This is a genomic window from Gelidimonas diazotrophica, assembly GCF_055694025.1.
The window spans coordinates 1201739-1220702 of record NZ_CM146349.1; the positions used below are offsets into that span (position 1 = coordinate 1201739).

Here is an 18964-nt window from a genome sequence, read left to right on the forward strand (position 1 = left end):
TTATGTCTCCGGCGTTGCTGCCAGTGGTAGCGTAAACGCAAAAGTTGCGCCTTCGCCCGGCCGGGATTGGACCCATAACCGGCCACCGAAATGATGAATGATTTCCCGGCTGATCGGCAAGCCGAGTCCGGTTCCTTGCGGTTTGCCGGTCAGCGTGTCGCCGCCCTGGCGGAATCTGTCGAAAATCAATTCCTGGTCTTGCTGCTGCACGCCGGGGCCATTGTCGTGGACCGCCACTTGCCACTGATCGCCAAGCGTATCCAGGCTGACGCGGATGCGGCCCTGGGTTTGATCGCAGAACTTGACTGCATTCGACAGCAGATTGAGCATCACTTGCATCAGACGGTCATGGTCCGCCACGATGGGTGCCGGCTGCGATGGCAATTCAAGCGTCAGGTGGATGCCATTCTCCTTCAGCAACTGGCTGATGGTGCTGAGCGAATCGGTAATTACATCCCTCAGATCGAGCGCTACAGCTTGCCATTCTGCCCTGCCGGAGCCGATCTTGGCAAGATCGAGTACATCGTTGATCAGCCGGGTCAGGCGTTCGCTTTCCTTGATCACTATATCCAGATACGCACTGCGCTGAGCGGCTGCCAGACTGGGATTGTCGCGCAGTATTTCCGAGAAGGCGCGAATCGATGTCAGCGGCGTGCGCAGCTCATGGGTTATGGTCGAAATGAAATTATCTTTTAAATGGTCCAGCTCGGTCAGTCTGGCATTGGCGGCCTTCAGCTCAGTCGAGGCTTGTTCCAATTCGTGCGATTTTTGCTCCAGTTCACGGCTGTAGGCGATTACTTGCGAAGTTTCATTCAATATCGCCATGACTTCTTCTAGCCCGAGCGGCTCTTCATCTACCACCGATGCGATCATGGCACGCGCCGAAGCCGCGCCAATGGTGCCGGCTAGCTGGATTTCAGCGAAATGCACCAGTTCGGCATCGGCCATCTTGAGATTTTTGGTACCGCGCTGCCGGCTGTGCTGGGCCAGCAATGCATCGGCTCGGGCGGCTCCCAGGAAGCGCCGCAACAAATCCGACAGTACCTCGACCGAGGCACTGCCGCGCCATACGCGGGTGCCAAGCGCGCGGGCGTCCACAAACAAAATCGCCTGGGCTTTTTCGGCGGCATTCTGACGCCCTGTGAGCGAAACCCCAACATACAAGCCCAGATTAGCCAGCAGGCTCCAGAACAGCGCGTGCGATACCTGATCCAGCCCGTTCAAGCCGAACAGTTGGCGCGGTTTCAGCCATTCGATGCCAAACGGCCCGAGTTCGATAAAACTTTCTGGCAGCCAGCCGGACTGTGCAAACGAGGGCAGCAGCAGGGTGTACAGCCAGAGCAGAAAGCCGGCGCATAAGCCGGTCAGCGCGCCGCCCAGGGTACCGTTTTTCCAGTAGATGCCACCCAGCATGGCCGGTGCGAACTGGGCCACCGCCGCAAATGAAATCAGGCCGATCGAGACCAGCGCATAGGTTTCTCCGGCCAGGCGAAAATACGCGTAGCCCAGCATCATCAGCAGCACGATCGCGCCGCGCCGGATATTGAGTAGAAACTTGCTCAGGTCGGCATGCCGGTTGCGCCGAAAGGACGCGCTGCGCAACAGCAGCGGCATTACCAGGTCGTTGCAGACCATGGTGCTCAGGGCGATGCTTTCGACGATGATCATGCCGGTTGCCGCGGACAGTCCGCCGATGAATACCAGCAGCGTCAAGCCTTGCTGCTGCGTTTGCATCGGCAGCGCGAGCACGAACATGTCAGCATCGACACTGCCATCGGGGAAGTGCATGATGCCGCCAAACGCAATCGGCAGCACAAAGATGTTGATGATCAACAGATACAGTGGCAACACCCAGATGGCGCGGTTGAGGTGGCTTTCATTGATGTTTTCAATCACTGCTATCTGAAACTGGCGCGGCAGAAACAGCAATGACAGCATCGACAGCAGGATCAGTGAAGCCCAGCTGCCGAAGGCGATGCTGCCAGTGTCGCTGCCGACGGTGAGCAATTTTTGCAATTGCGGAACCAGTTGGGCCTGCTGGAACAGGTCGCCAAAACCGTCGTACATGCTGAAGGTAACGAAGATGCCGACCGCCAGGAAGGCCACCAGCTTGACGATGGATTCGAATGCGATGGCGGCCACCATGCCTTCATGCCGTTCTGCGACATCCAGATGGCGGGTGCCGAACAGGATGGTGAAGGTTGCCAGCAGCAGCGCAATATACAGCGTGGTGTCGCTCCAAATCGGCCCCGCCTCGATACGCCCGGTCATGATGCTCGGATAGTGCAGCAGCACGGAAAAGCTGGCCGAGACGGCCTTCAGCTGGAGCGCGATGTAAGGCACGATACCGACTACCGCAATGATCGTCACCAGACCTCCCAACAAGGCACTTTTGCCATAACGTGAAGCGATGAAGTCGGCAATCGAAGTGATGCGGTTGGCTTTGCTGATGCGGATGATCTTGCGCAGCACCATCCACCACAGCGCGATCATCAGCGTCGGGCCTAGATAGATCGGTAGAAATCCGATGCCGCTTGCAGCGGCGCGCCCGACGCTGCCGAAGAAGGTCCACGAAGTCGCATACACCGCCAGTGATAGTGCATAAATCGTCGGATTGTTGATAATGCTGGCACCGGCGTCGGCCCGTTTGTCGCCGTAATACGCAATCGCAAACAGCACGCCCAGATAGGCGAATGACGCCAGTACGATGACCCAGCCCTGCAGCATGTCAGTCTTCCGCAGTCAGCGCCCGGGCGTTGCCGGCCGCATGGCTCTCGGGGTGCGACGATTTTTCCGCAATATACGCCAGCAGGCCGATAATCAGCGCCCAGACAATAAACAGATAAGCATACAAAATAGGGATGCCGAACCAAGTGTTTGCATCGTTGAAAAGTGCCAGCAGCGGGTAATTCAACAGGAGCCAACCGAGGACGAATATGGCGGCAAAACGCTGGCCGGTAAGGTTGTGTTGGAACATGGAATATCCTTTGCGGCCTGACTTTGGATGGGATCGATATTGCACTAAAAGTGCAGCGATAGTCAAACTTGCAGAGTCGAACCTGCATTAAAAAAGCCCCGGAAATTACTTGCCGGGGCTGTGTGCTTCACATCATGCGCTTAGTGACCGGAAGCGCCGACAGCACCGATACCGGTTTCCGAACGCACTTTCTGCGCTTCGTAACCGGCACGGTCGATACGGGCCCGATCGCTGTTGTCGAGAATCGAAAACAGCCAGATGCCGACGAAACCGGCAGTCATCGAGAATAATGCCGGCGAGGTGTACGGGAAGATCGCATCCGCGTGACCCAGCACGTCAACCCATACCGACTTCGATACCACCGTCAAGCCAACTGCGGTAATCAGGCCGAGGAAGCCGCCGATGGTGGCGCCGCGCGTGGTGCAATCTTTCCACAAGACCGACATGAACAGCACCGGGAAGTTGGCCGACGCGGCAATCGCGAACGCCAGCGACACCATAAAGGCGATGTTCTGTTTCTCGAACACGATACCCAGCACCACCGCAATGATGCCCAGGATTATGGTCGTAATGCGCGATACCCGTAGCTCGTTGGCGCTGGTCGCCTGGCCTTTTTTGAACACGGTTGCATACAGGTCATGCGACACCGCCGAGGCGCCGGACAGCGTCAAGCCTGCCACAACAGCCAGGATGGTTGCGAACGCTACTGCCGAGATGAAGCCGAGGAACACGTTGCCGCCTACTGCTTTGGCCAAATGGATAGCTGCCATGTTATTGCCGCCCAACAGCTTGCCGGCAGCATCCTTGAACTCAGGGTTGGTGCTTACCAGAACGATGGCGCCAAAACCGATGATGAAGGTCAGAATATAGAAGTAAGCGATCCAGGTGGTGGCCCAGAATACCGATTTGCGTGCTTCCTTGGCACTTGGTACCGTGAAGAAGCGCATCAGGATATGCGGTAAGCCGGCAGTACCGAACATCAGAGCCATACCGAACGAAATGGCTGAGATAGGGTCTTTGATGAAAGTACCCGGACCCATGATGGCGTCTTTCTTTTCATGAATTTCAACCGACTTGGCAAATAGGGCTTCAGGGCTGAAATTGAATTGCGACATGACGACAAAGGCCATGAATGTGGCGCCTGCCAGCAGCATGATGGCCTTGATGATCTGTACCCAGGTGGTTGCAGTCATGCCGCCGAACAATACATAGATCATCATCAGACTACCGACGATCACGACTGCGATCCAGTATTCAAGGCCGAACAGCAGCTTGATCAACTGGCCGGCACCCACCATCTGTGCGATCAGGTAAAAAGCGACTACCACCAGCGTACCCGACGCCGCAAAGATACGAATCGGCGTTTGCGAGAAGCGATAAGCTGCTACGTCGGCAAAGGTGAAGCGGCCGAGGTTGCGTAGCCGCTCCGCCATCAGGAAGGTAATGATAGGCCAGCCGACCAGGAATCCGATCGAATAGATCAAGCCGTCATAGCCATTCAGATAAACTGCAGCCGAAATGCCCAGAAAGGATGCTGCCGACATATAGTCGCCGGCAATCGCCAGACCATTCTGAAAGCCGGTGATGCCGCCGCCTGCGGTGTAAAAATCGGCTGCGGACTTGGTTTTGGCAGCGGCCCATTTGGTAATGAACAGGGTGAAGATGACAAACGCGGCAAACATGCTGATTGCCGTCCAGTTGGTCGGCTGCTTGACAGCCTGACCAAGATCGGCGCCGGCAGCATAAGCGGCGCCTGCCAGCGAAAACAGTGCCAGCGCACCAAAAATACGTTTTATATTCGACATTAAAGAACCTCTTTACGGATTTTAGCGGTTAGATCATCGAATTCGGTATTGGCGCGTCGAACGTAGATGCCTGTGATGATGACGGTAAATACAATCACGAAAAGCCCGATAGGCATGCCCCAGGTCATGACGCCTGCCCCCATTTTGGTGGAGAGTAATTCCTTGTCGAACGCGATCAGCATGATGAAGCCGTAATACACGATCATCATGAGCCAGGTCAGGGTCCAGCCATAACTTGAGCGGGTTGAAACCAGCTTTTGATAGTTAGGGTTGGATTTTATCTTTTGAGCAAGATCATCTTCCATTTTTGAAATCTCCTATAGTTAGATTGTCAGTACGCGAGGTCGAATTGATAGAGACGTTGGCGCAGGAAAATTATCGGTTCGCCTGGCGCCATTTGATGTAAAGAGATGTTTAAATCATCGTCACAATATGGCCTCAACAATCAGGCTATCTTCAATTACTTACTTCACACTTACTTTGTGCGCAATCCTTGAATAGGAAAATTAATGCGCTGGGGCAGCTAAGTGCAGATGCGCGGCGCAGCCGGGCCGGGATTTGGCGCTGATTTAATACTGTTCTGTGTAATTATTTATCGACATTAAATACGTGCGGTAAATGCACTATTATTGGCTATACTCCTATAGATTTCCTTATTCCATAAACGCTGCTCCTTTTTCTTTATTCATGTGCGGGCCGATCCTATGCGCCAGACCGAATCCTCCTTGACCGACAAGGAGCTTGCCAAGATGGCAGACTTAGAACCATTTTCCACCTTGGCGCAGCAACGGTTGCGGGAGCTATTCGAGGCAGCCCGGCCGGTTCGCTTTGCCGCCGGCGCACCGATCTTTGATTCCCAGCTTCAGCACGGACAGCGCGCCATCCTGATTATTCGCCAGGGACGGGTGTCGGTGCGCAGCACAGCCATAGAAAATGGTGCCGGCGAGCTGCTCGGTCCCGGCATGTTGCTGCCGTTCGATCTCGCTCTGCCGGGGCGGGAGTCGGACGAGACCTATACCGCCGCCGAGGATTGCGTGTGCTGGTCGCTGGCGGCGCCTGGCATTGCCGCGTTGCTGGCAGAGCCGGCGGTGCTGCGCTGGGCCATCGCCCAGTGCTGGCGCCATCACGAGCGGATGCTGCACGATATCGCGGCCGATATTGAATCCAACCGCATCGCCGCACAGATCAAGTTTCAGCCTTTGAGCAGCCTGATCAAGCACAGCCCATTGAGCGTCGACGCATCGGATAGCGTCAGCCAGGCGATTGCACTCATGACCCAGCACAAAATCGGATCGGTGATCGTGACCGCTGCCGGGCGCGTGGCCGGCATACTGACCGAGTCCGATACGCTGCGGCGGGTACTCGCGCCCGGCCTGGATCTGGCGCGCCCGGTCAGCACGGTAATGACGCCGGCGCCGGTATGTTTGCCGATGACCAGTTCGGTGGCGGAAGCGGCGCTTACCATGGCCAGCCGCTCGATTCGCCACCTGCCGGTGGTGTCGGAGGATGGCGCGCTGGTTGGCGTAATTTCGGAGCGTGACCTGTTCGTGCTGCAGCGTACCGGCTTCGGTCATCTGGAAGCCCCGATCGAGCGGGCAACTTCGGTGGCAGCGCTGCGCAATGCGGTCGATAGCATCCGCACCACCTGCAGCGGCCTGTTTCGTTACGGCATGAGCGCCGAGCAGATCACGGCCATGGTCTCTGCGCTCAATGACCGGGTGCTGGTTCAGCTAATCCACATCGTCGGCGAGCCGGTGATGCAGGAGGGGCAAGAGGGGCAAGGGGGGCAACCAGCGCGCTATTGCTGGCTGGCCTTTGGCTCGGAAGGGCGCCAGGAGCAGACCTTTTCCACCGATCAGGACAATGGCATCATTTTTGCGCCGCCGCCGGGCGCCGATGCGGCTGCAGTCACGGCGCTGCGCAATACATTGCTGCAGTTCGCGTCCAGCGTCAATCTGGGGCTGGATGCCTGCGGCTTCCCTCTGTGCGAGGGCGACATCATGGCGCGCAATCCCAAGTGGTGCCTTACTTTCGATGAATGGAAGAGCCGTTTTGCCACATGGATTTGCACGTCCGACCGGCAGGCGTTATTGCTTTCAAGTATCTTCTTCGATTTACGCCCGCTGTACGGGGATGCGGCACTGGCGGAAACCCTGCGCGACACTCTGTTTGCGCTGTGTCGGGATAATCCGCTGTTTCTGCATCTGATGGCCAAGAATGCGCTGGAAACCTCGGTTCCGCTGGGCGTGCTGTCGCGCTTCTCCACCGACGGCGGCAAGTTCGGAGGGACTATCGACCTGAAAAAACGTGCGGCCCGACTGTTTGTGGATATCGGCCGAATCTTTTCTCTGGCGCACGGTGTGCGCGCCACCAATACCGCCCAGCGCCTGCTGTTGGGCGGCGCCAGGGCGCGGCGAAAACCGGCGGCAATCGAGGCCGATGTCGCAGCCTTTCATTTCATCCAGACCATCCGCATCCGCGGTCAGCTCAACCGTTCCGCGGACAGTCACGACGATCCTAACCGGATCGATCCCTATGCCTTGAACGAAATCGATCAGCGGGTTTTGATCGAAGCATTACGGCAGGTAAAGCTGTTGCAGGCGCGCTTGCGGGTGGACTATCAGATATGAGCCGGCCGTAAGCAATGGGAAAGCCCAGCCCCGAACTTGGAAAGTCGGACGATGGGCATGAAGGTTGTTCAATTAATTAACTGAAAAGCATTGTCCACGAAAGACACGAAAAGCACGAAAAGGTTTTTTGTTCGTGTCTTTCGTGTCTTTCGTGCTTTTCGTGGATCAAGCCTGGCCGTTTGCCGGCCGATTCTAATGCGACATCAGCACCGGCACTGTCATGGATTGCATCATGGTGCGGGTGGCGCCTCCAAGTATGGTTTCACGGAAGCGCGAATGACCGTAACCGCCCATGACGATCAGGTCCACATGCATATCGCTGGCCAGTGATAACAGGCTGTTGCCAATATCGATGTTGCTAGCTTGTAGCGATACTTCCACCTTGACGCCGTGGCGGGCCAGGTACAGTGCGATATCGGCGCCGGGTTCGACGCCGTGGGTATCGGTCTTGGCGTCGTTGTTGAATATCACGACATGGACGATCTCGGCCCGTTGCAATAGCGGGATCGCATTGGTCACTGCGCGGGTGGCTTCCTTGCTGCCATCCCACGCGATCAGGATGCGTTTTCCGATTTTTTCAAAGTGTCCTGCATAAGGAATCACCAGCACCGGGCGGCCGCTATGGATCAACACATATTCCGGAAAATCCGACAGCACGGTGGGCGATGCTTGATCCGGGTCGATTTGTCCAATCACCACCAAATCGCTGTAGCGGGCCTGCAAGCAGATACCGCCGGCAGCCTCGTCATCGATCACCCGCTGCTCGAATGAACTGACGCCGATTTTCTGAACCAGCGGCGCGAATTGCTGCAGCGCCAGGCTGGCGCGCTCCCTGAGAAACGCCATGTGCGAGATCAAGCCCGGATCGTTGTCGCTGATGGTCTGGTCCCGATACAGGTAACGGGATACGCCGGTCATCGCTGCGCCTATCAGGTGGGCATTTTCAGTCAGTGCAATTTCACTTGCAATCCGGATGCAATCTGCTGCGTGTTTTGACTCGTCGACGTGCACGAGAATGGTCTTGAACGACATGGCGTACTCCTTGGTTGATGTACAACTAAAAACAGTAATGTGGGCCGCTCCCGACAGGTTTGATCAATATCAATATTTTTAGCCGCAACGGTGGAAGCGGTTAGTGAATCAACTTTTGATATTGCTCAAACCACGATTCCCTCCAAGTACAAGAATATTCTTTCATGCGGTGGCCGGATTCTTTGTTTGCCGCAGAATGCCACCCATGGTTTCTCATTAATTCTCCAGGAGCACCATTATGCAAAACCCCGAAAACGCTTTGTCCAATTCCTATAAAAATCAGTTGCATGCAACCCAGCAACTGGCAGAAACAGTATTAACCTGCACCGAAAAAATCGATCAGGTAGTTCTGAGTACAGCGCATGCGTTGTTCAATGAGCAAATGCAACTTGCGCAGGCGCTGTTGACTAGCCGTGATATGAATCAGATTGCCTTGCTGCAATCGAGTTTTCTTTCACGCACGCCGGATTACATTAGCAAATCCCAGAAAGAGATGTTGCAAATATGTCAGGAAATGCAAAATAAGGTCGGAAAAAGCATTGAGCAGTACTTTGAACATGCCAGTAACGCACAACTGATGCCTATGCCCATGATGCCGATGCCCATGACGGGGAGTAAGGGCAATGGTGACTTAATGAGGCCAATGAGCGATCTGTTTAATGTCTGGAGCATGGCCTTGAAGGAGGCGTCGACGCTTGCGACCCATAATATCGAGGTCGCTCGCACCAACTTTGAAAAAGTCAGCGACACCATCACGGAAGAAAAGAAAGCCGCAATCAAATCCGCAACCTTCCACGAAAAGCAGAAGTAAGAATTTTCCGGCGTCAGCGATGCGGGGTGTTAATAATGTTTTGCGCCACCGCATACTGCACCAGTTGCGCGAGCGAATCCATATGCATTTTGTGAAGCAAGTTGGTTTTGTGGGTGCTGATGGTTTTTACGCTTAAATGCAAGGATTTGGCAATTTCGGTAATCGATTTGCCATGCACCAGAAGATTGAAAACCTCGAATTCGCGGTTTGACAGCCGGTCGTGCGGCAATATCTCGTGCGGCTCCATGATTTCCAGCGCCAATTGCTCGGCGACTTCGGCGCTTATGTAGGGGCGACCGGCCGCCACTTTTTCAATTGCGCTGAGCAATTGCGTGCCGGCGCTTTCCTTGGTCAGGTAACCGCGCGCTCCCGCGCGTATCGTGCGCACTGCATATTGCTCTTCTTCATGCATGGTGAGCACCAGAATCGGCAGTTTTGGCGCTTCGCTCTTGATTTGCCGGATCAGTTCGACCCCGCTGCGCCCAGGCATCGAAAGATCCAGCAGCAGCAGGTCAAATCCGCCTTCCCTGACTTTTGCCAGAACTTCAAAGCCGTTAACGGCTTCGCCGACGACTTCGATATTTTCTGCGCCGTCCAGAATGCGTTTGAGGCCTTCACGCATGATGGTGTGATCGTCTGCAATGACTAAACGTATCATCGGTTTAACCATTCTTGAAAGGTAGGGTGATTCCTTGAGTGGGACAGCAGCATTGATCGCAAGCCCGGGCGGAACGATGTTGTGAATGTAGCACTTATTCGTTCCGGGCCTATGGTGTGTACGACTATCCTGCGATACAACGATTAGCAATCAATAATTACTCGCTCTAATCAAGTGGTGCTTGATTTCCCCACCCGATATACCAGCACCGGGATCTTGCATAAGGAAAGAACTTTCGAGGTAACGCTGCCCAGAATCAGTTGTCCCCAGCCGCCGCGTCCGTGCGACCCCATGAAAATCAAGTCGCACTGATTTTCCTGGGCTGCGTGGGCGATATTTTTCGCAGGAGTATCCGCAAATTCGATTAACCCGGTGAATTTCAGACCGGCGGCCTCTGCCGATTTCTGTATCGTCTGCAAGTAACTTTCCCCTGCCTGGCGCATTGATACCTTGTACTCTTCTTCAGACGGATAGCTGGGGGGGATGATTTCCACATAGATCGGATACTGGTAATCGGGGGCGACGTAAACCCCCACCACTTCAGCATTTAATTGCCGGGCAAATTCCACACCGGCTTGTGCGGCAGTGTTGGAGAAGTCGGAACCATCGGTTGGAATCAAAATCTTTTGATACATATGGCCTCCTTGAAGAAATATATTCCGAAGTGTTAAAGGTGACAGGCTGCTTGTGACTATGCTTTGCGAATGAACAAACTGCACTCCTGATAATTGCAAACAATTGCAAATTGGCAATCGGAGTATAGGGGATTGTGGCAATGGTGGCTAGATTTTCCGTATGGCTGTTGCTGCAAGACATGAAAAGCATTGTCCACGAAAGACACGAAAAGTACGAAAGAATGCAACACAGTTCTTTCGTCTGCGCCCGAGAGGTTTTTTCGTAACTATTCAGCCCGCACTGGATAACCCCTGGCCTCTCTCCCACTTGTGGGAGAGAGGCGTAAAAACCCCTTGTATGCTCTCCCGCTTGCGAGAAAAAGCGGGGGAGAGGGAATGCAAACGGTCGTTACCTGGCGACTAAGCAGGTACGCTTTTTCGTGTCTTTGGTGTTTTTCGTGGACTGAATTTTTTGTGCGGTAATCAGTCAGATTAGAAAATACGGCAACCAAGTGGCAAGTGATCAGGATCAGGCCGATCACTATGGATTCATTTATGCTGATGGGAACTGGTGGCGGCCGATTCTGGCGCTTGGCGGGACTGCATCTTGCGCCGCTGGGAGCAATTGCGTATGTTCAATGTCTGCCAGAAAATCATAAAAATGCGAGAGTATGCTTTCTTTCAATGCCTTTCCCGCATTAAAATAATGCGGCATTAAAAATACAACAAACAGTATGTTTTTATCTCAATACGAACTGCCAGTCGCATTCGATTGCTTGCCGGACTTTTCGACTGATCCTTTGAGCTTGTCGATCGCGGCGGTGAAAGATGTCTTCATGTCTTGCCAGGCGCTTGCGCTGGCGTTTTTGAGCGCGTTGAATTTGGTCTCAAGATCTTTGAGATCCTGGTTGAAACCCTGGATATCCGTTGCCAGCTTTTTCTTCAGAGCAGCACTGGCGTCTTGCGCCTTGACTTTCAAGGCATCGACTTGCGCTTTCAACTGATCGATTTGCTGGCGCGCCATCTGCAGCGTGGATTCGCGCTCGCTCGGGGTAGTCGCCGCTGCGCCGCTCGCTTGCGTTTGTGGTGCCGATGGTTCTGTCTTCCCCATTTTCGGCAACGGCGTTTCAGCCTTTTCGCACCCTGCCAGCACGCTCAGACTGGCCGTCAATGCAATTGCAATCACAGATAATCCGCTTCGTTTCATCTTGGGCCTCATCGGGAAAAAGAGAAAAGCGTGGGATGCCTGCAGCAAGGACGACGTACATCGCAGACCGGCCCAAGCTGCCGCATTTCACACATTTCCAGCCTAATGCAAGAGCCTGCAGTTTGTCTGATAAAAATCAAATCGCCGCCATAAAAGCCAGCCTTGCCCGTTAGGCCGCTTCCGCATGCTCCACCATCAGTTGCACCCGTGTTACGCCGTTGTATTCGTTGGCGTCGAGCCGGAAAGCAACGCGGGTGCGTTCCGGCAGCGCATCGGCGTGGCCGAACCAGATTGCGTCATAGCGCTGGCCGTTTTTTTCCAACTGCAGTTTCAGGTGCCGTTCCTTCAGCACGCGCTGACTGATGACGCGAAATTCGTCGCAAAACAGCGGCGGCGCGAAACCCTGGCCCCACACCTGACCATCCATGATTTCGATGAACTGGGTGGTGAAGTAAGCATCTTCCAGCGCGCCGTCGGTTTCGATGATGCGCTCCAGTTGATGCGCGCCGAGCCAGGATTGGCCGACGGCCTCGAACGCTTTTGAAAACGCCGGCAAGGCATCGGCGCGGATCGTCAAGCCAGCCGCCATCGCATGGCCGCCGAATTTTTCGATCAGGGTCGGGGCTTGTTTCGACACCAGATCAAGCGCATCGCGTAAATGAAAGCCCGGTATCGAACGCCCCGAACCTTTAATCAATCCTGCACCGCCGGGCGCGAAGGTGATGGTCGGGCGATAAAATTTATCTTTCAGGCGCGAGGCGACGATGCCGATCACGCCCTGATGCCAGCTTTCGTCGAACACGGTGATGGTGCTGCTGTCCTGCGGCGCGAAGTCGTCCAGATGCAGCAGCGCGGCGTCTTGCATGTCGGCTTCGATTGCGCGTCGTTCGATATTGATTTCATTGAGCTGTTGCGCAATCGCCCAAGCCCGGCCTTCATCGTCGGTGGTCAGGCATTCGATGCCGAGCGCCATGTCGGCCAGCCGTCCGGCCGCGTTCAGCCGAGGCCCGAGCGCAAAGCCGAGATCGAACGGCGTGGCGCGTCGAGCCTCGCGCCCGGCGGCACGAAACAGCGCCGCCACGCCGGCGTGCATGCGGCCGGCGCGCATGCGCTTCAATCCTTGCGCCACCAGAATGCGATTATTGGCATCGAGCTTGACCACGTCGGCCACGGTGCCGAGCGCAACCAGGTCGAGCAGCACGTCCAGTTTGGGCTGAGTCTGGGCATCGAATACGCCGCGCTGGCGCATTTCGGCCCGTAGCGCCAGCAGCACGTAAAACATCACGCCCACGCCGGCCAGGTTTTTGCTGGGAAAGCCGCATTCCGGCTGGTTCGGGTTGACGATCACGCGTGCATTCGGCAGCGTGTCGCCCGGCAAGTGGTGGTCGGTAACCACCACTTCGACACCGCGCCGGTTGGCTTCCGCCACGCCGTCGATGCTGGCGATGCCGTTATCGACGGTGACGATGATGTCGGGCGATTTTTCGCGGATGGTCAAATCGACGATTTCGGGCGTCAGTCCATAACCGTATTCGAACCGGTTCGGCACGATGAAGTCGACCTGCGCGCCCAATGCACGCAAGCCGCGCAAGCCCGCCGCGCAAGCAGTGGCGCCGTCGCAGTCGTAATCGGCGACGATCACCAGCTTTTTGTGGGCGGCAATCGCATCGGCCAGAAACGCCGCCGCCTCATTAATGTGCAGCAAGCCGCCGGGCGCCATCAATGCCTTCAACTCGCTGGACAATTCAGTCATTTCGGTCAGACCGCGCGCCGCATACACGCGCGCCAGAACCGGATGGACGCCGCTCTGGCGCAGCATTTCGGAGGCGCGGAAAGAATAGGGGCGGGTGGTGATTCGGGTCATGGTGTGGTCTTTTTAAACGGATGTTAGCTAGATATGCACGTCCCAAACAAGACGAGTCGGAATAAGTAGGTCGGGTTAGCGCAGCGTAACCCGACATTCCCAGCCGCAAATGTCGGGTTACGCTGCGCTAACCCGACCTACAGAAGCTTGTTCAGCGACGGCTGCAACCAGAACTGCCGCAACGCCATCCGGCTGGCGCGGTAACTGCGCAATTCTTTGTTATGGTTCAGGATCAGCCCAATGCTGCTGATTTTGCCAGCCTTCAAGGCGTCCAGCAGCGGCGCGAACCAGTGCAATTCCAGTTCCTGCACTTGCGCCAACCAGCGGCCCCAATCGCCGGCCAGAGCCGCTTCCAGCAGCGCGTCGAGCACCAGTAAACCCTGTTGCGGCGCAGCCGAAATCAGCTGCCTGGCAGTCATGCCGCGAGTTTGGCCCAGCGCGCCCATCCACTTGGGCAGGTTGATCGCGGTTGTGTAGGCGGTTTGTGCTGGAGTTTGGACCATGACGGTTGGCGTACCGCCCCACAGCCAGAGCGAATTAACCGGCTTTTGGCCGCGCATTTCACGCTCTTGATTGATCGCATGATCGTGCCAGTGCATCTGGACTTCATTTTGCAACTTGCGCCAGTCGCGCTCGCCATCGCCCTTGGGCATCCAGATATCGATGTTGTGGCCGCAGGCCGCATCCGGCGTAGAAGTGCGCAACGCATTCCAGGCATCGGCGCGCATGAACCAGGTGTGTGCATCGCCATAACGCAACTGCATCCCAACTTCCGTAAATAGCGGTTCGGCCAAGTCGAACAGGGTGCGGGACTCCTGCTCGGAAATCGCTAACTGCCGCTGATCCATCAGCACCAGATGGTCGCGCGTGACATGAATGTGGACCGGCTGCAGCATGAACCAGACGCCGTCGTCCGGCTCCAGATCAAACATTTTCATCGCCGCCGCCGCCACCGGCGGGCTGCCGTTCTGCGCCAAGTGCTCAGCCAGCCCGAATTGCTGCGCCAGCCAGGCTTCGTGCGGCAAGGCGTTGGCAAAACCGTCGAAGGTCTGCCATTGCGGCGCTTGCGACACGATTTTGGCGCGTCCCAGCAGGGTGGCCAAGGCCGGGGTTTTCAATTGCCTGATCAGGTCAGACGCCAGTTCGGGCGGCGGCAGGCCGAACGGCAGCAGGATTTCAATATGACTCATGCCGCGATTGTAGGACAAAAAGCGCATATTAATCCCGCAGCTTCTCAGCAAACAGCAAGCGTCATTTACCCGCATGATGTTGGTTTTTCATCGAACTTTCTTGTTGCTCGCGGAGAGTCGCAGTAATCTACCCGCACTAATAATTGCCATGCAGAGTCGATCATGCCGGAAGAATGTTTGTATAAAATTAAGAAAGTGGATTGAGCGCTATGATTGCTTCGATCATATCCATCGCTTTGGGCGCCTCGCTTGGCGCCTTGCTGCGCTGGCGGCTGGGGCTGGCATTGAATGCAATCTGGCCGAACTTGCCACTCGGCACTCTGGTGGCAAACCTGGTCGGCGGCTTGCTGATTGGTATTGCGAGCGAAGTTTTGATCAGCCGGAGCGCCATTCCGCCCGAGTGGCGGCTGGCCATCATTACCGGTTTTTTGGGCGGCTTAACCACGTTTTCAACCTTTTCGCTGGAAGTCAGCACGCAACTGCAGCAGGGCAGAATCGCCAATGCCGGGATTGAAATAATGGTCCATGTGGTGGGTTCGGTGCTGCTGACAATCGTCGGCATCGTGATTGCGCAACAAGTGTTGCGCGCCTGATTCAGTCTGATTTGAGGAGAATTGCATGACCGGTTATCAACTGACATTCTTTACCCAGCAAGACCGCCGTCATGGCCATTTGCCGCTTGCCGAATGGCTGATGGCGCTGGTGCAGTCGATGCAAATTCGAGGAGCAACCCTGCGCACCGCGCAGGAAGGCATCGACAGCCATCACCGGCTGCATTCCGCCCATTTTTTCGAGCTGGCCGATCAACCGGTCGAGGTCACCATGGTGGTTTCTGAAGAAGAGTCGGAAAAATTGTTTGCGCTTTTAAATGCGGAACCCGGGTTGCATCTTTTTTACGCTAAAACCGCGGTTGAATTCGGCACCATCGGAACGTAGGGGCACGGCATGCCTTTGGGTGTACTGGCACGGCATGCCGTGCCCCTACGGGGTATCACCCAACCAATTGGCCGGGCGCGGATTGAAACGATAAATACCACAAACGTTATAACGTATCATTCTGCATCGCCCGGCCAATTGGCTGGGCACGGACTGAAACAAACAAACGGGAATTGCACATTGAGTATCTTAAAAAACCTGCCGTTTGAATGGCTGGTCGGCTTGCGCTATACCCGCGCCGGACGACGCAGCGGGCGCAATAGTTTTATTTCCTTCATTTCACTGATTTCGATGGCCGGCATCGCGCTCGGCGTGGCGGCGCTGATTGTGGTGCTGTCGGTGATGAACGGCTTTCAAAAGGATGTGCGCGACCGGATGCTGTCGGTGCTGGCGCATATCGAAGTATTTGACGCTAGCGGCGCCATGACCGACTGGCAGGGCACCGCCAGGCAAGCGATGCAGGATAAGGAAGTCATCGGGGCCGCGCCGTATGTAGCCACGCAAGCTATGCTCACGCGCGACGAAATCCTGCGCGGGGTCGTCATCCGCGGCGTGTTGCCGCAACAGGAACGGGCGGTCTCGGATGTGGCCAACCAGGTGCGTCAGGGCAGTTTCGATGATTTAAAAGCGGGTGAATTCAACGTGGTGCTGGGCGGCGAACTGGCGCGCGCGCTGCATGTGGAAATTGGTGAAAAAGTGACAATGCTGGCGCCACAAGGACAGGTGACGCCGGCCGGCGTGCTGCCGCGGCTGAAACAATTCACCGTGACCGGCATCTTCGAGGCTGGGCATTTTGAATACGATTCGACGCTGGCTTTCATCCATCTGGAAGACGCGGAAAAGATGTTCCGGCTGGCAGCGCCGTCCGGCCTGCGTCTGAAAATCAGCGACATGCAGCGCGCACCGCAAGTGGCGCAGGATTTGTCGAAACTCCTTTCCGGCGACTTGATCATCAGCGACTGGTCGAAGCAAAACCGCAACTGGTTTGCCGCGGTGCAGACGGAAAAACGTATGATGTTCATCATCCTGACCCTGATCATCGCAGTGGCCGCCTTCAATCTGGTTTCGACCCTGGTGATGACGGTGACCGACAAGCAGGCCGATATTGCGATTTTGCGCACGCTGGGCGCATCGCCGGGTTCGATCATGAAAATATTCATGATCCAAGGCGCGCTGGTTGGCTTGCTCGGCACCGGAATCGGTGTCTTCCTGGGTATTCTGGTGGCGCTGAATGTCGATGTGATCGTGCCGGTTATCGAACATTTGCTGGGCGTGCAGTTCCTGCCCAAGGATATTTACCTGATTTCCTCGCTGCCGTCCGATTTGCGCTGGCCCGATGTCTACACCATAGGTTGCGTGGCGGTGGTGCTGGCTTTCCTCGCCACTTTATATCCGAGCTGGCGCGCCGCGCGCGTGCGGCCGGCGGAGGCGTTGCGCTATGAATGATCTCAACCACCATCTCAGGGAGCACTCGTTGCCGTCGCTGATCCAACCCGTCGTATTGTCGTGTCGTGGTCTGTCCAAAAAATTCGTCCAGGGAGCATATTCGGTCGATGTGCTGTCCGGCATCAACCTCGATGTGCACAAGGGCGAGCGGGTGGCGATTGTCGGCGCGTCCGGCTCCGGTAAATCGACCTTGCTGCATTTGTTGGGCGGCCTCGATACGCCGACCTCGGGTAGCGTATCCCTGCTGGGGCGCGACTTTGCCAGCCTGAACGAAAAAACGCGCGGCGATGTGCGCAATACCGCACTCGGTTTCGTGTACCAGTTCCACCATTTGCTGCCGGAATTCTCGGCGCTCGACAATGTCGCGATGCCGCTGCTGATCCGGCGTCTCAAGCGCAGCGATGCGCAGCAACAGGCGGCAGCGATCCTGACGCGGGTTGGATTGGGGCACCGCGTCACGCATGTGCCGGGCGAACTCTCCGGCGGCGAGCGGCAGCGGGTTGCGCTGGCGCGCGCGCTGGTGACGCAGCCGGCGTGCGTGCTGGCCGACGAGCCGACCGGCAACCTCGACCGCAAGACTGCACATCAGATTTTCGATCTGATGCTGGAATTGTCGAGTACGCTCGGCACCGCCTTCATCATCGTGACGCACGATATCGAACTGGCGCGGCGTTGCGACCGCGTGCTGCGTCTGGCTGAAAATGGCTTGCAGCCCTATGTTGAACAAGTTGAACAAGTTGGGCATATCGAGCATGTGGATTGACAGCCATTGCCACCTGGATGCGCACGAATTCGGCGACGACGGTGGCTTGGCGGGCGCATCAGTGGCGCAAAAGGCGGCGCAACTGGGCGTCGACTGGATTGTCATCCCGGCGGTGGAGTCCGCCAATTTCGCGGCGGTTGCCGCCTTAGCGCACAGCCAACCCAATTGCGCGTATGCGCTGGGGATTCATCCGATTTTCGTGCCGCAGGCGCAGCAAGCCGATTTAGACGCTTTGCGCCAGAGCGTGGCGGCTGCAATGCAGGACCCACGCTTGGTCGCAATCGGCGAAATCGGACTCGATTTCTTCCTGCCCGACCTGAAAACTGCGGCCATGGCTGAAAAGCAGACCTATTTCTACCGCGAACAATTGAAAATCGCCCGCGACTTCGGCTTGCCGGTGCTGTTGCATGTGCGGCGCTCGCAGGATTTGATACTCAAGCAGTTGCGCATAATTGCCGTCCCCGGCGGCATCGCGCATGCATTCAACGGCAGCATGCAGCAAGCGCAAGCTTTCATCGATCTCGGTTTCAAGCTGGGCTTTGGCGGCGCGATGACTTTCCCGCGTGCATTGCAGATTCGCCGTCTGGCCGTGGCGCTGCCGCTGGAATCTATCGTGCTGGAAACCGATGCGCCGGACATTTCGCCGGCGTGGCTGCACCCGGCGCGCAACAGCCCGGAACAGTTGCCGCAGATTGGTTTGCATCTGGCCGAGTTGCGCGGGCAAGCGGCCAGCCATGTCGCCAGCGTTACCTGCGCCAACGTTGCGGCGGTGCTGCCGAGATTGGCAGCGCTGGCTGCGCTGACTGCCGCCGGCTCTCCAGATGCCCGATGATATTAGTAATTGTTCAGTCGTATATCAATCAAAAGTCAGTAGCGTGGTTTTTGTAGGAGCGCACCCGGGCGCGACTGGATTGTGAATAGCTACCGGGGAATCGCGCCCGGGTGCGCTCCTACAGAAGCTGCTTCGATTTAGATGTCTCCCAAAGCGGACTGAATAGTTACTGGCATTATAAAAAATGGCAGGGTATGCC

The 18964-nt window shown here is 56.3% G+C and carries 17 protein-coding genes; 7 read left to right on the forward strand and 10 right to left on the reverse strand.

The window, feature by feature from the left end; all coding sequences use genetic code 11:
* The 4 genes from KGFNPO_RS05580 to KGFNPO_RS05595 all read right to left on the reverse strand — a co-directional run bounded on the left by KGFNPO_RS05580 (position 1) and on the right by KGFNPO_RS05595 (position 5087).
* Complete coding sequence (locus KGFNPO_RS05580) at positions 1–2727, reverse strand: ATP-binding protein (RefSeq protein ID WP_472633494.1); 2727 nt, start codon at positions 2725–2727, stop codon at positions 1–3.
* A gap of 1 nt (position 2728) precedes the next feature.
* On the reverse strand, positions 2729–2977 hold the full coding sequence (locus KGFNPO_RS05585) for a hypothetical protein (RefSeq protein WP_472633495.1): 249 nt from the start codon (positions 2975–2977) through the stop codon (positions 2729–2731).
* A 140-nt stretch (positions 2978–3117) separates the two neighbouring features.
* Positions 3118–4782: a cation acetate symporter gene (locus KGFNPO_RS05590; protein WP_472633496.1), complete on the reverse strand. Its 1665-nt coding sequence runs from the start codon at positions 4780–4782 to the stop codon at positions 3118–3120.
* Positions 4782–5087, reverse strand: coding sequence for a DUF485 domain-containing protein (locus KGFNPO_RS05595; RefSeq protein WP_472633497.1), 306 nt, complete (start codon positions 5085–5087; stop codon positions 4782–4784). The genes KGFNPO_RS05590 and KGFNPO_RS05595 overlap by 1 nt, the downstream gene beginning before the upstream one ends.
* Before the next feature lie 444 nt (positions 5088–5531).
* Here KGFNPO_RS05595 and KGFNPO_RS05600 point away from each other — a divergent pair, with 444 nt between their 5' ends.
* Complete coding sequence (locus KGFNPO_RS05600; RefSeq protein ID WP_472633498.1) at positions 5532–7412, forward strand: DUF294 nucleotidyltransferase-like domain-containing protein; 1881 nt, start codon at positions 5532–5534, stop codon at positions 7410–7412.
* Between the two features lie 192 nt (positions 7413–7604).
* Here KGFNPO_RS05600 and KGFNPO_RS05605 read toward each other — a convergent pair whose 3' ends face one another.
* Positions 7605–8444 (reverse strand): universal stress protein, encoded by an 840-nt coding sequence (locus KGFNPO_RS05605; protein WP_472633500.1) that lies wholly within the window; start codon positions 8442–8444, stop codon positions 7605–7607.
* A gap of 238 nt (positions 8445–8682) precedes the next feature.
* Between KGFNPO_RS05605 and KGFNPO_RS05610 the strand changes: the two genes are divergently transcribed.
* On the forward strand, positions 8683–9255 hold the full coding sequence (locus KGFNPO_RS05610) for a phasin family protein (protein ID WP_472633501.1): 573 nt from the start codon (positions 8683–8685) through the stop codon (positions 9253–9255).
* A gap of 13 nt (positions 9256–9268) precedes the next feature.
* Here the strand turns inward: KGFNPO_RS05610 and KGFNPO_RS05615 are convergent, their stop codons facing one another.
* From KGFNPO_RS05615 to KGFNPO_RS05635, 5 genes are all read right to left on the reverse strand, one after another.
* Positions 9269–9913 carry a response regulator gene (locus KGFNPO_RS05615; protein WP_472633502.1) on the reverse strand — a complete coding sequence of 215 codons (645 nt, stop codon included), beginning with the start codon at positions 9911–9913 and terminating at the stop codon, positions 9269–9271.
* Positions 9914–10083: 170 nt separating this feature from the next.
* Positions 10084–10548 carry a universal stress protein gene (locus KGFNPO_RS05620; RefSeq protein ID WP_472633503.1) on the reverse strand — a complete coding sequence of 155 codons (465 nt, stop codon included), beginning with the start codon at positions 10546–10548 and terminating at the stop codon, positions 10084–10086.
* A 724-nt stretch (positions 10549–11272) separates the two neighbouring features.
* The gene (locus KGFNPO_RS05625; RefSeq protein ID WP_472633504.1) at positions 11273–11734 is read right to left on the reverse strand and encodes a sll1863 family stress response protein; all 462 of its coding nucleotides are present in this window, start codon (positions 11732–11734) and stop codon (positions 11273–11275) included.
* 169 nt (positions 11735–11903) lie between these two features.
* Entirely contained in the window at positions 11904–13598 is a 1695-nt protein-coding gene (recJ, locus tag KGFNPO_RS05630) for a single-stranded-DNA-specific exonuclease RecJ (RefSeq protein WP_472633505.1), read from the reverse strand.
* Between the two features lie 137 nt (positions 13599–13735).
* Entirely contained in the window at positions 13736–14788 is a 1053-nt protein-coding gene (locus tag KGFNPO_RS05635) for a hypothetical protein (protein ID WP_472633506.1), read from the reverse strand.
* A gap of 209 nt (positions 14789–14997) precedes the next feature.
* Between KGFNPO_RS05635 and crcB the strand changes: the two genes are divergently transcribed.
* The 5 genes from crcB (at position 14998) to KGFNPO_RS05660 (ending at position 18765) form a co-directional block, all read left to right on the forward strand.
* A complete protein-coding gene (gene crcB, locus KGFNPO_RS05640) occupies positions 14998–15381 on the forward strand; it encodes a fluoride efflux transporter CrcB (RefSeq protein ID WP_472633507.1) in 384 nt (127 codons plus the stop codon).
* A gap of 25 nt (positions 15382–15406) precedes the next feature.
* Positions 15407–15724 carry a DUF190 domain-containing protein gene (locus KGFNPO_RS05645; protein WP_472633509.1) on the forward strand — a complete coding sequence of 106 codons (318 nt, stop codon included), beginning with the start codon at positions 15407–15409 and terminating at the stop codon, positions 15722–15724.
* 180 nt (positions 15725–15904) lie between these two features.
* Complete coding sequence (locus tag KGFNPO_RS05650; RefSeq protein WP_472633511.1) at positions 15905–17170, forward strand: lipoprotein-releasing ABC transporter permease subunit; 1266 nt, start codon at positions 15905–15907, stop codon at positions 17168–17170.
* Complete coding sequence (gene lolD, locus KGFNPO_RS05655; RefSeq protein WP_472633513.1) at positions 17163–17933, forward strand: lipoprotein-releasing ABC transporter ATP-binding protein LolD; 771 nt, start codon at positions 17163–17165, stop codon at positions 17931–17933. The genes KGFNPO_RS05650 and lolD overlap by 8 nt, the downstream gene beginning before the upstream one ends.
* Positions 17923–18765 (forward strand): TatD family hydrolase, encoded by an 843-nt coding sequence (locus KGFNPO_RS05660; RefSeq protein WP_472633515.1) that lies wholly within the window; start codon positions 17923–17925, stop codon positions 18763–18765. The genes lolD and KGFNPO_RS05660 overlap by 11 nt, the downstream gene beginning before the upstream one ends.
* Positions 18766–18964: the final 199 nt, after the last annotated feature.

Bases quoted from the DNA above. Each gene is read 5' to 3' on its own strand.
- lolD (WP_472633513.1), top strand. From the start codon at position 17,163: ATGAATGATCTCAACCACCATCTCAGGGAGCACTCGTTGCCGTCGCTG.
- KGFNPO_RS05620 (WP_472633503.1), bottom strand. From the start codon at position 10,548: ATGTATCAAAAGATTTTGATTCCAACCGATGGTTCCGACTTCTCCAAC.
- KGFNPO_RS05580 (WP_472633494.1), bottom strand. From the start codon at position 2,727: ATGCTGCAGGGCTGGGTCATCGTACTGGCGTCATTCGCCTATCTGGGC.
- crcB (WP_472633507.1), top strand. From the start codon at position 14,998: ATGATTGCTTCGATCATATCCATCGCTTTGGGCGCCTCGCTTGGCGCC.
- KGFNPO_RS05605 (WP_472633500.1), bottom strand. From the start codon at position 8,444: ATGTCGTTCAAGACCATTCTCGTGCACGTCGACGAGTCAAAACACGCA.
- KGFNPO_RS05595 (WP_472633497.1), bottom strand. From the start codon at position 5,087: ATGGAAGATGATCTTGCTCAAAAGATAAAATCCAACCCTAACTATCAA.
- KGFNPO_RS05615 (WP_472633502.1), bottom strand. From the start codon at position 9,913: ATGATACGTTTAGTCATTGCAGACGATCACACCATCATGCGTGAAGGC.
- KGFNPO_RS05635 (WP_472633506.1), bottom strand. From the start codon at position 14,788: ATGAGTCATATTGAAATCCTGCTGCCGTTCGGCCTGCCGCCGCCCGAA.
- KGFNPO_RS05600 (WP_472633498.1), top strand. From the start codon at position 5,532: ATGGCAGACTTAGAACCATTTTCCACCTTGGCGCAGCAACGGTTGCGG.
- KGFNPO_RS05625 (WP_472633504.1), bottom strand. From the start codon at position 11,734: ATGAAACGAAGCGGATTATCTGTGATTGCAATTGCATTGACGGCCAGT.
- KGFNPO_RS05610 (WP_472633501.1), top strand. From the start codon at position 8,683: ATGCAAAACCCCGAAAACGCTTTGTCCAATTCCTATAAAAATCAGTTG.
- KGFNPO_RS05645 (WP_472633509.1), top strand. From the start codon at position 15,407: ATGACCGGTTATCAACTGACATTCTTTACCCAGCAAGACCGCCGTCAT.
- KGFNPO_RS05590 (WP_472633496.1), bottom strand. From the start codon at position 4,782: ATGTCGAATATAAAACGTATTTTTGGTGCGCTGGCACTGTTTTCGCTG.
- KGFNPO_RS05660 (WP_472633515.1), top strand. From the start codon at position 17,923: ATGTGGATTGACAGCCATTGCCACCTGGATGCGCACGAATTCGGCGAC.
- recJ (WP_472633505.1), bottom strand. From the start codon at position 13,598: ATGACCCGAATCACCACCCGCCCCTATTCTTTCCGCGCCTCCGAAATG.
- KGFNPO_RS05585 (WP_472633495.1), bottom strand. From the start codon at position 2,977: ATGTTCCAACACAACCTTACCGGCCAGCGTTTTGCCGCCATATTCGTC.